Origin of the sequence: Streptomyces sp. NPDC002790, from assembly GCF_040295505.1 — a bacterium.
Classification (GTDB): Bacteria; Actinomycetota; Actinomycetes; order Streptomycetales; family Streptomycetaceae; genus Streptomyces.
The window spans coordinates 122,798-135,570 of record NZ_JBEOVM010000006.1; the positions used below are offsets into that span (position 1 = coordinate 122,798).

General features: G+C 70.6%; 13 protein-coding genes. 5 read left to right on the forward strand and 8 right to left on the reverse strand.

Features of this window, described 5'->3' with window-relative positions; genetic code table 11:
* Positions 1-285 precede the first annotated feature (285 nt).
* The 4 genes from ABT004_RS05955 to ABT004_RS05970 all read left to right on the forward strand — a co-directional run bounded on the left by ABT004_RS05955 (position 286) and on the right by ABT004_RS05970 (position 3,814).
* A complete protein-coding gene (locus ABT004_RS05955; protein ID WP_351331671.1) occupies positions 286-1,491 on the forward strand; it encodes a S8 family peptidase in 1,206 nt (401 codons plus the stop codon).
* A gap of 82 nt (positions 1,492-1,573) precedes the next feature.
* The gene (locus ABT004_RS05960; protein WP_351331748.1) at positions 1,574-2,137 is read left to right on the forward strand and encodes a DUF1697 domain-containing protein; all 564 of its coding nucleotides are present in this window, start codon (positions 1,574-1,576) and stop codon (positions 2,135-2,137) included.
* 24 nt (positions 2,138-2,161) lie between these two features.
* Positions 2,162-3,175: a ketopantoate reductase family protein gene (locus ABT004_RS05965; protein WP_351331673.1), complete on the forward strand. Its 1,014-nt coding sequence runs from the start codon at positions 2,162-2,164 to the stop codon at positions 3,173-3,175.
* A 54-nt stretch (positions 3,176-3,229) separates the two neighbouring features.
* Positions 3,230-3,814, forward strand: coding sequence for a TIGR03086 family metal-binding protein (locus ABT004_RS05970; RefSeq protein ID WP_351331675.1), 585 nt, complete (start codon positions 3,230-3,232; stop codon positions 3,812-3,814).
* A 12-nt stretch (positions 3,815-3,826) separates the two neighbouring features.
* On the opposite strand, the gene ABT004_RS05975 is transcribed toward ABT004_RS05970, so the two are convergent.
* Positions 3,827-5,086 (reverse strand): MFS transporter, encoded by a 1,260-nt coding sequence (locus tag ABT004_RS05975; protein WP_351331677.1) that lies wholly within the window; start codon positions 5,084-5,086, stop codon positions 3,827-3,829.
* Positions 5,087-5,165: 79 nt separating this feature from the next.
* Here ABT004_RS05975 and ABT004_RS05980 point away from each other — a divergent pair, with 79 nt between their 5' ends.
* Positions 5,166-6,152 carry an ArsR/SmtB family transcription factor gene (locus ABT004_RS05980; RefSeq protein ID WP_351331679.1) on the forward strand — a complete coding sequence of 329 codons (987 nt, stop codon included), beginning with the start codon at positions 5,166-5,168 and terminating at the stop codon, positions 6,150-6,152.
* A gap of 34 nt (positions 6,153-6,186) precedes the next feature.
* Here the strand turns inward: ABT004_RS05980 and ABT004_RS05985 are convergent, their stop codons facing one another.
* The 7 genes from ABT004_RS05985 to ABT004_RS06015 are packed head-to-tail and all read right to left on the reverse strand — an operon-like array spanning position 6,187 to position 12,450.
* Entirely contained in the window at positions 6,187-6,927 is a 741-nt protein-coding gene (locus tag ABT004_RS05985) for a sirohydrochlorin chelatase (protein WP_351331681.1), read from the reverse strand.
* Positions 6,928-6,966: 39 nt separating this feature from the next.
* The gene (locus ABT004_RS05990; RefSeq protein WP_351331683.1) at positions 6,967-8,319 is read right to left on the reverse strand and encodes a sulfate adenylyltransferase subunit 1; all 1,353 of its coding nucleotides are present in this window, start codon (positions 8,317-8,319) and stop codon (positions 6,967-6,969) included.
* Between the two features lie 2 nt (positions 8,320-8,321).
* Complete coding sequence (gene cysD / locus ABT004_RS05995) at positions 8,322-9,269, reverse strand: sulfate adenylyltransferase subunit CysD (protein ID WP_351331685.1); 948 nt, start codon at positions 9,267-9,269, stop codon at positions 8,322-8,324.
* On the reverse strand, positions 9,266-9,832 hold the full coding sequence (gene cysC, locus ABT004_RS06000; protein WP_351331687.1) for an adenylyl-sulfate kinase: 567 nt from the start codon (positions 9,830-9,832) through the stop codon (positions 9,266-9,268). The genes cysD and cysC overlap by 4 nt, the downstream gene beginning before the upstream one ends.
* Before the next feature lie 5 nt (positions 9,833-9,837).
* Positions 9,838-10,548: a phosphoadenylyl-sulfate reductase gene (locus ABT004_RS06005; RefSeq protein WP_351331689.1), complete on the reverse strand. Its 711-nt coding sequence runs from the start codon at positions 10,546-10,548 to the stop codon at positions 9,838-9,840.
* Positions 10,545-10,724, reverse strand: a complete 180-nt coding sequence (locus ABT004_RS06010) for a hypothetical protein (protein WP_351331691.1) — start codon at positions 10,722-10,724, stop codon at positions 10,545-10,547. The genes ABT004_RS06005 and ABT004_RS06010 overlap by 4 nt, the downstream gene beginning before the upstream one ends.
* Positions 10,725-10,752: 28 nt before the next feature.
* Positions 10,753-12,450 (reverse strand): nitrite/sulfite reductase, encoded by a 1,698-nt coding sequence (locus ABT004_RS06015; protein WP_351331693.1) that lies wholly within the window; start codon positions 12,448-12,450, stop codon positions 10,753-10,755.
* Positions 12,451-12,773: the final 323 nt, after the last annotated feature.

The window sequence follows — 12,773 nt, forward strand, 5'->3', positions numbered from 1 at the left end:
GAGGTCCGCGCGGAGGATGACCCGAGTCCCCTACATCTATCGGGGGTTGAGGCACCGAGGTATGAACCGGTGGACCTTGATCCGAACCTCCGGGAACCGCCCGATTTGTTATTACGAAACCTTGTTGAGCACGTCACAGGTTCATGTAGGTCTTGATCTGATCGCGTCAATCGGTCAGGGTTTCGTCTCAACCCCCGGACATCTTCCGGAGTTTGACAACCTTCGCGAAGGTTCGTCCTGGGGCGCTGGCATTCCCCCCACACACCACTGAGGAGATCCCTCTTCATGGCAACAAACCAGCATGCGCGCACGATGAAGCTCACCGCGGCGATAGCCACGGCGGCGACAGCAGTGGGCGTCACCATGTTCGGCGGCTTCTCCGCCACCGCGGCCCCCGCCGAGGGCAAGGTCTACGGTCAGGACGCCAAGGGCGCCGTGGCCGGCAGCTACATCGTGCTGCTCGACCAGAAGGCGAACGCCGCCGCGAAGAAGGACCTGGCCAAGGAGTACGGCGGCACGCTCAAGCGGAACTACGGCTCCGCCGTCAACGGCTTCTCGGCGAGAGGCCTCTCGGACACCGAGGCGAAGCGGCTCGCGGCCGACGGCTCCGTGTCGAAGGTCGTCCAGAACAAGAAGTTCCACATCGACGCCACCCAGGACAACCCGCCGTCGTGGGGCCTGGACCGCATCGACCAGGCGGACACCGCGGGCGACAGCAAGTACACGTACCCGGACAGCGCCGGCGAGGGCGCGACCGCGTACGTCATCGACACCGGGGTCCGGATCAGCCACAAGGACTTCGGTGGCCGCGCCTCCTCCGGCTTCGACGCCGTCGACAACGACGACAGCGCCGACGACGGCAACGGGCACGGTACGCACGTCGCCGGCACCATCGCCGGTGAGGCGCACGGTGTCGCCAAGAAGGCGAAGATCGTCGCCGTCCGCGTCCTCGACGACGAGGGCTCCGGCACCACGGAGCAGGTCGTCGCGGGCATCGACTGGGTGACCGAGAACCACGAGGGCCCCTCCGTCGCCAACATGTCGCTCGGCGGCGGCGTGGACGAGGCGCTCGACGCGGCGGTCAAGAAGTCCATCGACTCCGGTGTCACCTACGCGGTGGCGGCGGGCAACGAGTCGGCGGACGCCTCGCAGTCCAGCCCCGCCCGGGTCCCGGAGGCCATCACGGTCGCCTCCTCCACGAAGGACGACGAGCAGTCGGACTTCTCCAACTACGGCTCCGTCGTCGACATCTACGCGCCTGGATCGGACATCACGTCCGACTGGAACACGGACGACGACGCCACCAACACCATCTCCGGTACGTCGATGGCGACACCGCACGTCGTCGGCGCGGCGGCCGTCTACCTGGCGGGCCACAAGGACGCGGCCCCGGCCGACGTCTCCAAGGCGCTCACCGACGGGGCCACCCCCGACGCCATCAAGAACGCGTCGGACGGCACCGCGAACAAGCTCCTGAAGGTCGTCGAGTAAACGTTTCGGCTCGATGACCGGCGGCCGCCGTGCCCACCCCCACGGGGAACGGCGGCCGCCTTATCGTGTGCCCATGACTCAGGTGACCGAGGGCTACGCGGCGCTGTTGCGCGGCATCAACGTGGGCGGCAACAAGAAGGTGCCGATGGCCGGTCTTCGGCCGGTCGTCGAGGGCCTGGGCCTGACCGACGTACGCACGTACCTCCAGAGCGGCAACGTCGCCTTCACCGTGCCGTCCGGCGGCCACGACGCGTCGGAGGAGTCGCTCGCGGCCGCGATCACCAAGGCGATCGAGGCCGAATTCGGCTTCCCCGTCGACGTCCTCGTGCGCGGCCACGGCTACCTGAAGGCGGTCATGGCGGACTGCCCGTTCCCGGCCGCCGACCTTGAGGCCAAGCAGCTGCACGTCACGTACTTCTCGGAGCCGGTGACCACCGACCGGTTCGCCGCCGTGGACCCGGCCGCGTTCGCCCCCGAGGAGTTCCGCCTCGGCGACCGCGCGCTCTACCTCTACGCGCCCCAGGGCCTGGGCGTCTCGAAGCTGGGGGCCCAGCTGTCCCGCCCGGCGCTCAACAAGGGCCTCATCGCGACGAGCCGCAACTGGAACACCGTGACGAAACTGGTGGAACTCACCGCCCCACGGTGACCGCGTCCGTGAAAGGGTCGGCGCATGCGCTACATCATCATCGGAGCAGGAGCGGTCGGCGGCGTCATCGGGGGACGGCTCGCGCAGTCCGGGCACGGTGACGTCGTGCTCGTCGCGCGCGGCAGCCAGTACGAGGCACTGCGCGACAAGGGGCTGCGCGTCGAGACTCCCGACGGGCCGCACACCCATCAACTCCCGGTCGTGGCAGGCCCGGAGGCGCTCGGCACGCTGCGCGCCGACGACGTGCTGATCCTCGCCGTGAAGACCCAGGACAGCGCGGCGGCGCTCGCCGCGTGGGGCCCGCGCCCCGTCGAGGGCGGCGGCACGGCGGCGCTGCGGTTGCCGCTGGTCTGCGCGCAGAACGGCGTGGAGAGCGAGCGGCTCGCCCTGCGCACCTTCCAGCGCGTCTACGGGATGTGCGTCTGGCTGCCCGCCACGTTCGTCGAGCCGGGCGTCGTCCGCGCCCAGGGCGCCCCGCTCTCCGGCATGCTGCACCTCGGCCGCTACCCGTCGGGCCGCGACGAGACGGCCCACATGATCTCCGAGGACCTGGAGAAGGGGCTGTTGGAGGCGCCGGTCGTCGACGACGTCATGCGCTGGAAGTACGCCAAACTCCTTTCCAACCTGGCCAATTCGATCGAGGCGGTCTCCGGCGTGCTCGCCGGCGAGGAGAGCATCGCCCTGTTCCGCCGGGCGCGCGCCGAGGGCGAGGCGGTGCTCGACGCCGCGGGGATCGCGTACGCGTCGCAGGACGAGGAGAAGGCCACCCGCGCCGACAAGATCACCTTCGAACCCTTCGACAGCTCCCCGCGCGGCGGCGGCTCCTCCTGGCAGTCCCTCCAGCGCGGCGCGGGCAGCATCGAGGCCGACTACCTCAACGGCGAGATCGCCCTGCTCGGCCGCCTGCACGGGGTGGCGACGCCGGTCAACGACGTCCTCCAGGAACTCGCCGACGAGGCGGCGCGCGAAGGTCGTTCGGCCGGGGAGACGAGCGTGGCGGACCTGGTCGCGGCGGTGGACGCGCGCTGCGCCTCGTAACCCTGTCGCGTTTGTTCAAGAGGCGCGGGTACCGGTCGCCGTAGCGTCATCGGCATGAACGAACTCCGCATGGACACCGTGTACCCGTACCTCACCGAAAGCGCCGCCGAAGCCGCCCGCGTCGCGGCAGGCGTCAAGCCCGACCGGCTCGGCGCGGCCTCGGGCTGCGGCGACTGGGACGTGCGGACGCTCGTGAACCACTGGACCGTCTACACCTCGCACGGCATGCAACACCGGGCGCTGCGCACCCAGTTGCCCGAGGAGGCGACCGCGCGCGACATCACGTCCGAGGAGGACTGGGCCGCGACGTACACCGCCGACCTCGACCGGGCGGTCGACGCCTGGGCCGAACCGGCCGTCTGGGAGGGCGAGATCGACCTCGGCTTCGCCCAGCAGCCCGCCCCTGAGGTCGCCGCCCTCCTGTGGGCCGAACTCGTCCTGCACGGCTGGGACGTGGCCCGCGCCACCGGCCAGGAGTTCCGGGTCTCGGACGGTGCGGCGGCGCTGCTGCTCCAAGTCGTGGCGTCGAACGCCGAGTTGTACCGCCAGTACGAGGGCTTCGCCGCCCCCGTCGACGTACCGGACGACGCGCCGGTCTACGCGCGGGCCCTGGCCCTCAGCGGCCGTGACCCGCGCTGACCGCACGGCGGCTCACTCGCCGCGCCACTCGCCACCCCGCCGTGCCCACCGCACGGCGGGCCCGACCCCCAGTCCCGCCACCACGAACAGCGCCCCGAGCGCGGCCCAGCCCGCCGTCCCGTACCGGATCGCGGTGACCGTCACCAGGGCCGGCGCCGCCATCGAGGCCGCGGCCTGGCCGGAGTTGAAGACGCCCTGGTAGACGCCGTGTGCGCGGGAGTCCGCAAGGCCGTAGCCGACGGTCCAGCCGCCCGCGGCCTGCAACACCTCGGCGAGCACCTGCACCACGGCCCCGACGACCAGGACCGTCAACGCCCCCAGCGGCGAGATCCCGGCGGAGCAGGCGAAGATCGCGCAGGACAGCGCGAGAAGCAGCCCCGAGCGGCGCATCGCCTTCACCGCGCCGGGAAGATCCTCGACACCCCGCGTCGCGCGCACCTGAAGCAGCGCCACCAGCACACAGTTGAGCACCATGACGAGCGCCGCCGTCCACCGCGGCGCCTCGGTGTGCTGCGCGATCCACAGCGGCAGGCCCACCTCCAACAGGGCGTATTGCAGGGCCAGTACGGCGTTGAGGAAGGTCACTGCCAGGAACGGCAGATCGCGCACGGCCCGCCACCGGCTCTCGGCCGGGGTGTCCGCCACGGGCCGCCGCCCCGCGCCGCCCGGCAGCCGGTGCACCATCAGAGCCGAGGCCACGAACGCCGCCGCGTCGACGAGGATCAGGGCCGTGTAGCCGGACCGGCTGTCGAGCTGCAACGCGAGCGCCCCGAACGCGCCGCCCACGCCCATCCCCACATTGGTGACCATCCGCAGATGCGCCCGGCCCTCCACCCGCTGCCCTATCGGCAGCACATCCGCGTACAGCGCGTTGCGCACACCCATGCTGCCCTGGCTCAGCGTGGCGTAACAGATCGCCGTGATCAGGAACGAGACGTACGAGTCGATGAGCGTGTACGCCACGAGCCCCACGCCGCACCCGACCCACAGCCCGGTCAGCACGGGCCGCCGCCCCCACCGGTCCGAGGCCCGCCCGGCCGGCACCCCCGCCGCGAGCCCGAACACCCCGGCCACCGTGAGGCCGACGCCCACGGAGGTGGCGCTCAGGCCCACGAACCGGGTGAAGTACAGGACGCTGACCGGGAAGAAGAGCCCGCGCCCGAACGCGTTGAGGAGCGTGAGCAGGGACAGCCGGCGCAGCACCGGGACGGTGGGCAGCATGCCGCCGTAACGGGTGGTGGGAGGCGTGGGCCGGGGCGGCGAAGTGGTCATGGACACAGCGAAGCCGGGTTCCGCGCCGTACGGAAAACCTTTAGCGTGCGGCTAAAGCATCAGGATCCGGGGGAGCGTCGTGATCGAGTTCCGGTTCGTCGTCGGCGACCTGGCCCGTACGTCCTTCGCGTACTCGCCCCTCCAGGAGGCGGTGTACTCGCTGCGCTGCTGGCGCGACCCCGCCCGCTATCCGCACCAGCGGCCGTGGCTGCGCCGCATGGCCCCCGCCTTCCGGCGCCTCGACACCGAACTGCTCGTCGCGCTCGTCGCACCCCACCTGTGGCTCCCGGACTTCCTCACCCCGCGCCCGAGCCGCCCGCGCCCGGCGTTCGCGGCGCAGCTCGCCGAGATCCGCGGCGTGCCGCCCGAGACCGTCGGACCCGACTTCACCACCGCCTACGACACGGCGGCGGACCGGCTGCCGCCCGTGCTGCGCGCGGGGCTCGCCGACCCGGCCGCGTTCCGCCACCGCATCGCCGACGAGCTGGAGGCCTACTGGCACGCATGCCTCGCCCCCGACTGGTGGCCCCGCGTGCAGTCCGTTCTGGAAGCCGATCTCACGTACCGCGGCAAGGTGCTCGCGGACGCCGGCGTGGGCGGCCTGTTCACCAGCCTCGACCGGCGGCTGTCCTGGGACGGCGACGTGCTCACCATCGTGCAGCGCGACAGCCTCCGCACCTGGCGCGGGGCCGACATCCCGATCGAGGGCCGCGGGCTCGTCCTCGTCCCCACCCTCTTCTGCCACGGCGCCCACACCATGCTCGACCCCACACTGCCGCCGCTGCTCGCCTATCCGGCCCGTGGCCGCGCCACCATCTCCGAGACCCCGCCCCCGGCGACGGGCGAGGCCCTGACCCGGCTGCTCGGCGCGGCCCGGGCCCGCATCCTGCGGCTCCTCGCGGAGCCCGCGTCGACAACGGAACTCGCCCACCGCCTCGCCGTCACCCCGGGCGCGGTCAGCCAGCATCTGTCGATCCTGTACGACGCGGGGCTGCTGGCGCGGACGCGCAGTGGGCGGAGTGTGCGGTATGTGCGCAGTGAGTTGGGGGAGCGGTTGTGCGGGTGAGACGCGGGCGGTCAGGTCCCCCGAGGGGTGACTCTCAGGCCCCGACCGCCAACAACTCCGGTACCAGCGACGCCTCGTAACGAACCATCAGGACACGCGCCACCTCGGGCGCGGCGCCGAGGACTTCGGCCAGGACGTCCGCGTCCGCCGCCCCCGCCGCGATCCGGTCCGGCAGGCGGCCCGGCGCGAGCACGTACGGGGCGACCGCGACGCGTTCGCAGCCGAGCGCCCGTAGTTCGCGCACGACGTCCTGCGTGCGCGGAAGGGATGCGGAGGCGAACGCAGGCCGCACGGCGCACCAACCGGTGTGCCGCCACTCCCGCGCGATTTCAGCGATCACTGCGATCGCCTCCGGGTCGGATGAGCCCGCCGAGGCCAGGACGACCCCGGTCGTGGGCTTGTCGGCGGGGGTCAACCCCGCCTCGTACAGGCGTCGTTCGAGGGCCGAGACCAGCAGCGGGTCGGGGCCCAGGACCTCCGCCTGGTGGATGCGCATCCCGGGCGGCGCCGTGCGCAGCACCGCCGGGATGTCCGCCTTCGCGTGGAAGGCGCGGGTGAGGAGCAGGGGGAGCGCCACCACGTCCCGTACACCCTCCGCCGCCAGCGACGTCAACACCCCGTGCACGGAAGGGACGTTGAAGTCGAGGAACGCCGTCTCCACCCGCACGCCGGGGTGCTGCGTCCGCACCTCGCCCACGAGGGCGTGCACGGTCGCGGCATGGCGCGGGTCGCGGCTGCCGTGGGCTATGACGAGGAGGGCGGGTGTGTGGGACATGGTTCGCTCAGTTCTTCACCAGGGTTCCGGGAGGCGGGCTCAGAAGTCCCAACCCTCGTCGTCGACAAGCGCCTTGGGGTCCTCGGCCGAGGCGAAGGACTCGCCGGCCATGCCCGCCGCGAGCGTCGTGCCGTCCGACGGGTCGACCAGCAGGAACGAGCCCGTGCGGCGCGAGTCCGCGTAGGAGTCGATGGCGAGCGCCTCGGCGATCCGCACCTTCACCCGGCCGATGTCGTTGGCGACGAGCTGACCGGGCTCGGGGTGCTGGGAGAGGTCGTCGAGCGTGAGCCGCGACGGGATCTCCTTGACGATCGCCTTGACCGTACGGGTGGTGTGCTTGAGCAGCACCCGCTGGCCGACGACGAGCGGGGTGTCCGCCACGTGGCACACCGTCGCCTCGATGTCCTGCGAGGTGGCGGGCGCGTCGTGGCTCGGCACGATCAGGTCGCCGCGCGAGATGTCGATGTCGTCCTCCAGGAGGAGGGTGACGGACTGCGGCGTCCAGGCGACGTCAACGGCCGTGCCCAGCAGGTCGATTCCGGTGACCTTCGACGTGCGGCCCGAGGGCAGCACGGTGACGGACTCGCCGACGCGGAAGGTGCCGGCCGCGATCTGCCCCGCGTAACCCCGGTAGTCCGGGTGCTCCGCGGTCTGCGGACGGATCACGTACTGCACGGGCAGGCGCGCGTGGCAGCCGGTGAGGTCGTGGCTGACCGGCACCGTCTCCAGGTGCTCCAGGACGGTCGGGCCGCCGTACCAGTCCATGTTGGCGGACGGCTCCACGACGTTGTCGCCCGCGAGCGCCGAGATCGGGATGGCGGTGATCTCCGGAACGCCCAACTGCCCGGCGTACGCGGTGAATTCCTCGGCGATCTTCGCGAAGACGGTCTCCTCGTAGTCGACGAGGTCCATCTTGTTGACGGCCAGCACCACATGGGGCACTCGCAGCAGCGCGGCCACCGCGGCGTGCCTGCGGGTCTGCTCGATGACACCGTTGCGCGCGTCGACGAGGACCACGGCGAGGTCGGCGGTGGACGCGCCCGTCACCATGTTCCGCGTGTACTGCACGTGGCCCGGCGTGTCCGCGAGAATGAACCGCCGCCGGGGTGTGGCGAAGTACCGGTACGCGACGTCGATGGTGATGCCCTGCTCGCGTTCGGCGCGCAGGCCGTCCGTGAGCAGCGCGAGGTCCGGCTCGGCGGCGCCGCGCGAACGCGAGGCGAGCTCGACGGCCTCCAGCTGGTCGGTCAGGACCGACTTGGAGTCGTGCAGCAGCCGGCCGACCAGCGTGGACTTGCCGTCGTCGACGGAGCCGGCCGTGGCGAACCGCAGCAGGGTGGTCGCCGAGAGCCCGGCCAGCTCTTCGGCGGCGGAGGAGGTGGTGGTGCTCATGTCTAGAAGTACCCTTCGCGCTTGCGGTCTTCCATCGCGGCCTCGGACATCTTGTCGTCGGCGCGGGTGGCGCCCCGCTCGGTGAGCCGGGAAACGGCGATCTCGGCGATGACCTTGTCGATGGTCGTGGCGTCGGAGTCGACGGCGCCGGTGCAGGACATGTCGCCGACGGTGCGGTAGCGGACCTGCCGCGTCTCGACCGTCTCGTCGTCCTTCGGGCCGCCCCACTCGCCCGCCGTCAGCCACATGCCGCTGCGCTTGAAGACCGGGCGCTCATGCGCGTAGTAGATCTGCGGCAGTTCGATGTTCTCGCGGGCGATGTACTGCCACACGTCCAGCTCGGTCCAGTTGGACAGCGGGAACACGCGGACGTGCTCGCCGGGGGCGTGCCGGCCGTTGTAGAGCTGCCAGAGTTCGGGGCGCTGGCGGCGCGGGTCCCACTGCGAGAACTCGTCGCGCAGGGAGAACACGCGCTCCTTGGCGCGGGCCTTCTCCTCGTCGCGGCGGCCGCCGCCGAAGACGGCGTCGAACTTCTCCTGCTGGATCTTCTCGGTCAGCGGCACGGTCTGGAGCGGGTTACGGGTCCCGTCCGGACGCTCGCGCAGCTTGCCGGCGTCGATGTACTCCTGCACCGACGCGACGTGCAGGCGAAGGCCGTGCTTCTCGACGGCGCGGTCGCGGTAGTCGAGGACCTCGGGGAAGTTGTGCCCGGTGTCAACGTGCAGGAGGGAGAAGGGGATGGACGCCGGGGCGAATGCCTTGAGCGCCAGGTGCAGCATGACGATGGAGTCCTTGCCGCCGGAGAAGAGAATCACCGGCCGCTCGAACTCGCCCGCCACCTCGCGGAAGATGTGCACCGCCTCGGACTCCAGGGAGTCCAAGTGGGTCAGCGCGTAAGGGCTGTCGGTCTCCTCGGAGCCCTCGGAGACGGAAGAAGCTACGGTCGTCATGCGGCGAGACCCCTCTCGGTGAGCAGCGCACGGAGCGCTGCCGCGGACTCCTGCACGGTCTGGTTCTGCGACTCGATGCGCAGGTCGGGCGATTCGGGTGCCTCGTACGGGTCGTCGACCCCGGTGAGGCCGGACAGCTCACCGGCGGCCTGCTTGGCGTACAGGCCCTTCACGTCGCGGTCGGAGCAGACGTCCACGGGCGTGGCGACGTGCACCTCCAGGTAGCCGGTGCCGCCCACCTGGTGACGCTTGCGGACGGCCTCGCGGCTGTCCGCGTACGGGGCGATGACCGGGACGAGCGTCAACACGCCGTTGCGGGCGAGGAGTTCGGCGAGGTAGCCGATGCGCTGGACGTTCGTGTGCCGGTCCTCCCGGCTGAAGCCGAGGCCCGCCGTGAGGTATTCGCGGATCTCGTCGCCGTCCAGCACCTCGACCTTGCGGCCCTCGGCGCGCAGCGTGTCCGCCAGCTCGTACGCGATGGTGGTCTTGCCGGCGGACGGCAGACCCGTGAGCCAGATCGTGGCTCCGGTCACTTGGTTCTCCAAAGTCTGGGTGTCGTTCATGGCGGTCAGCCGTGCAGTCCGCACTCGGTCTTGGCCTGGCCGGCCCACCGTCCGGCGCGCGCGTCCTCGCCCTCGAGGAGGCGGCGGGTGCACGGGGCGCAGCCCACGGAGCCGTAGCCGTCCATCAGGAGCGGGTTGGTGAGCACGCCGTGCTCGGTGACGTACGCGTCGACGTCGTCCTGCGTCCAGCGGGCGATCGGCGAGACCTTGACCTTCCGCCGCTTCTCGTCCCAGCCGACGACCGGGGTGTTCGCGCGGGTCGGGGACTCGTCGCGGCGCAGGCCCGTGGCCCACGCGGCGTATCCGGCGAGTCCCTCTTCGAGGGGCTTCACCTTGCGCATCGCGCAGCACAGGTCCGGGTTGCGGTCGTGCAGCTTCGGGCCGAACTCGGCGTCCTGCTCGGCTACCGTCTGCCGCGGGGTGAGCGTGATGACGTTGACGTCCATCACGGCCTCGACGGCGTCCCGCGTGCCGATCGTCTCCTCGAAGTGGTAGCCGGTGTCGAGGAACACGACGTCCACACCGGGCATCGCACGGGAGGCGAGATGGGCGACCACCGCGTCCTCCATGGACGAGGTCACGCAGAACTTCCTGCCGAAGGTGTCCGTCGCCCACTGGAGGATCTCCAGCGGCGATGCATCCTCCAGGTCGCGCCCGGCCTGCTCGGCGAGCGCCTTCAACTCATCCGTGTCCGCGGGGGCTTGAGCCGTCGTCATATCTGTTCCCCTCCACCGTCGTTGCGCTGAACCCCGCGGGCGAGCAGCCCGCGGAACTTCAACGTGAAGGCTCGGTTGCAGGCCGCGCATTCCCAGGCGCCGTGACCTTCCTCGCCGGGCCGCAGGTCCTCGTCCCCGCAGTACGGGCAGAAGAACGGCGCGGCGCGCTCGCTCATGCTGTGTCCTCTGTTTCGCTCGCTGCGCTCACGAAAGGGCCTCCGCGGATGCACGTGCGGCCCAGGTCGCGAAGCGCTCGCCGTCCTCGCGCTCGGCCTCGTAGTTCTTGAGGACGCGCTCGATGTAGTCCGGCAGGTCGTCCGACGTGACCTTCAGGCCGCGCACCTTGCGGCCGAACCCGGCCTCCAGGCCGAGCGCGCCACCGAGGTGCACCTGGTAGCCCTCGACCTGCTCGCCGTTGCCGTCGAGCATGAGCTGCCCCTTGAGACCGATGTCCGCGACCTGGATACGGGCGCAGGCGTTCGGGCAGCCGTTGAGGTTGATGGTCAGCGGCTCGTCGAACTCCGGGAGGCGCTTCTCCAGTTCGTCGATCAGCTGCGAACCGCGCTGCTTCGTCTCGACGATCGCGAGCTTGCAGAACTCGATGCCGGTGCAGGCCATCGTGCCGCGCCGGAACGGCGAGGGCTTCACCTGGAAGTCCAGCGCCTCAAGACCGGCGACGAGCGAGTCGACCTGGTTCTCGGCGACGTCGAGGACGATCATCTTCTGCTCGACGGTGGTGCGCAGACGGTCCGAACCGTGCGCACCCGCCAGTTCGGCGATCTTCGCGAGCGTGGTGCCGTCCACTCGGCCGACGCGCGGCGCGAACCCGACGTAGAAGCGGCCGTCCTGCTGCTGGTGGACGCCGATGTGGTCGCGCCACTTCTGCGAGGGCTCCTCGGGTGCGGGCCCGTCCACGAGCTTCCGCTTCAGGTACTCGTCCTCGAGGATCTGGCGGAACTTCTCCGGACCCCAGTCGGCCATCAGGAACTTCAGACGGGCGCGGGTGCGCAGGCGCCGGTAGCCGTAGTCGCGGAAGATGCCGACCACGCCGGCCCAGACGTCGGAGACCTCGTCCAGCGGCACCCACGCGCCGAGGCGCTGCGCGAGCTTGGGGTTGGTGGACAGGCCGCCGCCGACCCAGAGGTCGAAGCCAGGGCCGTGCTCGGGGTGGTTCACCCCCACGAAGGCCACGTCGTTGATCTCGTGGACCACATCCTGGACAGGGGAGCCCGAGATCGCCGTCTTGAACTTGCGCGGCAGGTTGGAGAATTCCTTGTTGCCGATGTAGCGGTCGTGGATCTCGTCCACGGCGGGCGTGCCGTCGATGATCTCGTCGGCGGCGATACCGGCCACCGGGGAGCCGATGATCACTCGGGGGCAGTCGCCGCACGCCTCGGTCGTGGACAGGCCCACGGCCTCCAGCTTCTCCCAGATCGCCGGAACGTCCTCGATGCGGATCCAGTGCAGCTGGATGTTCTGCCGGTCGGTGATGTCGGCGGTGCCGCGCGCGTACTGCTCGGAGACCTCGCCGATCGCGCGCAGCTGCGCGACGCTCAGCCGGCCGCCGTCCACGCGGACCCGCAGCATGAAGTACTCGTCGTCCAGCTCCTCCGGCTCCAGGACGGCCGTCTTGCCGCCGTCGATGCCGGGCCTGCGCTGGGTGTAGAGACCCCACCAGCGCATGCGTCCGCGCAGGTCCTGGGGGTCGATGGAGTCGAAACCGCGCTTGGAGTAGACCGTCTCAATACGTGTCCGTACATTGAGACCGTCGTCGTCCTTCTTGAACTGCTCGTTGCCGTTGAGCGGAGTGAAGTGGCCCACGGCCCACTGACCCTCGCCACGGTGACGGCTCACCTTACGGCGGGGCGTGGCGGAGACAGGTGTTTCTGGGGTAGCAGCCATGGATGTGTGTCCTTCAGGCGGGCTTAAGGCGGCTCTGACCTGCACACTTCGCGCGATGGGCGCGGCGGTGCGCAGGGGGTCAGATGTGACGAGAGATCGGCGGGGCTGGAGAGATCAGCGCGCCGGACAGATGGCGCTGGACATGCGTCCGAAGTCGACGTGACGTCGACTCACCAAGGCGGTTCCAGCTGTAGACATGACGAAAGCGTGTCACGGGACTTTGGGCCCGGTCCACCATTGTCCGCGATCCGGACGAGATCGTCTCGAATCGCGGACAATGGTGGCGCCGGTCACAGTGGCACGAAGGGGCTCGACGGCAGGCG

Excerpts from the sequence above, each read along its gene's own strand:
- cysC (WP_351331687.1), bottom strand. The coding sequence starts at position 9,832 with ATGAACGACACCCAGACTTTGGAGAACCAAGTGACCGGAGCCACGATC.
- ABT004_RS05965 (WP_351331673.1), top strand. The coding sequence starts at position 2,162 with ATGCGCTACATCATCATCGGAGCAGGAGCGGTCGGCGGCGTCATCGGG.
- ABT004_RS05970 (WP_351331675.1), top strand. The coding sequence starts at position 3,230 with ATGAACGAACTCCGCATGGACACCGTGTACCCGTACCTCACCGAAAGC.
- ABT004_RS05985 (WP_351331681.1), bottom strand. The coding sequence starts at position 6,927 with ATGTCCCACACACCCGCCCTCCTCGTCATAGCCCACGGCAGCCGCGAC.
- ABT004_RS06005 (WP_351331689.1), bottom strand. The coding sequence starts at position 10,548 with ATGACGACGGCTCAAGCCCCCGCGGACACGGATGAGTTGAAGGCGCTC.
- ABT004_RS06015 (WP_351331693.1), bottom strand. The coding sequence starts at position 12,450 with ATGGCTGCTACCCCAGAAACACCTGTCTCCGCCACGCCCCGCCGTAAG.
- ABT004_RS05990 (WP_351331683.1), bottom strand. The coding sequence starts at position 8,319 with ATGAGCACCACCACCTCCTCCGCCGCCGAAGAGCTGGCCGGGCTCTCG.
- ABT004_RS05975 (WP_351331677.1), bottom strand. The coding sequence starts at position 5,086 with ATGACCACTTCGCCGCCCCGGCCCACGCCTCCCACCACCCGTTACGGC.
- cysD (WP_351331685.1), bottom strand. The coding sequence starts at position 9,269 with ATGACGACCGTAGCTTCTTCCGTCTCCGAGGGCTCCGAGGAGACCGAC.
- ABT004_RS06010 (WP_351331691.1), bottom strand. The coding sequence starts at position 10,724 with ATGAGCGAGCGCGCCGCGCCGTTCTTCTGCCCGTACTGCGGGGACGAG.
- ABT004_RS05955 (WP_351331671.1), top strand. The coding sequence starts at position 286 with ATGGCAACAAACCAGCATGCGCGCACGATGAAGCTCACCGCGGCGATA.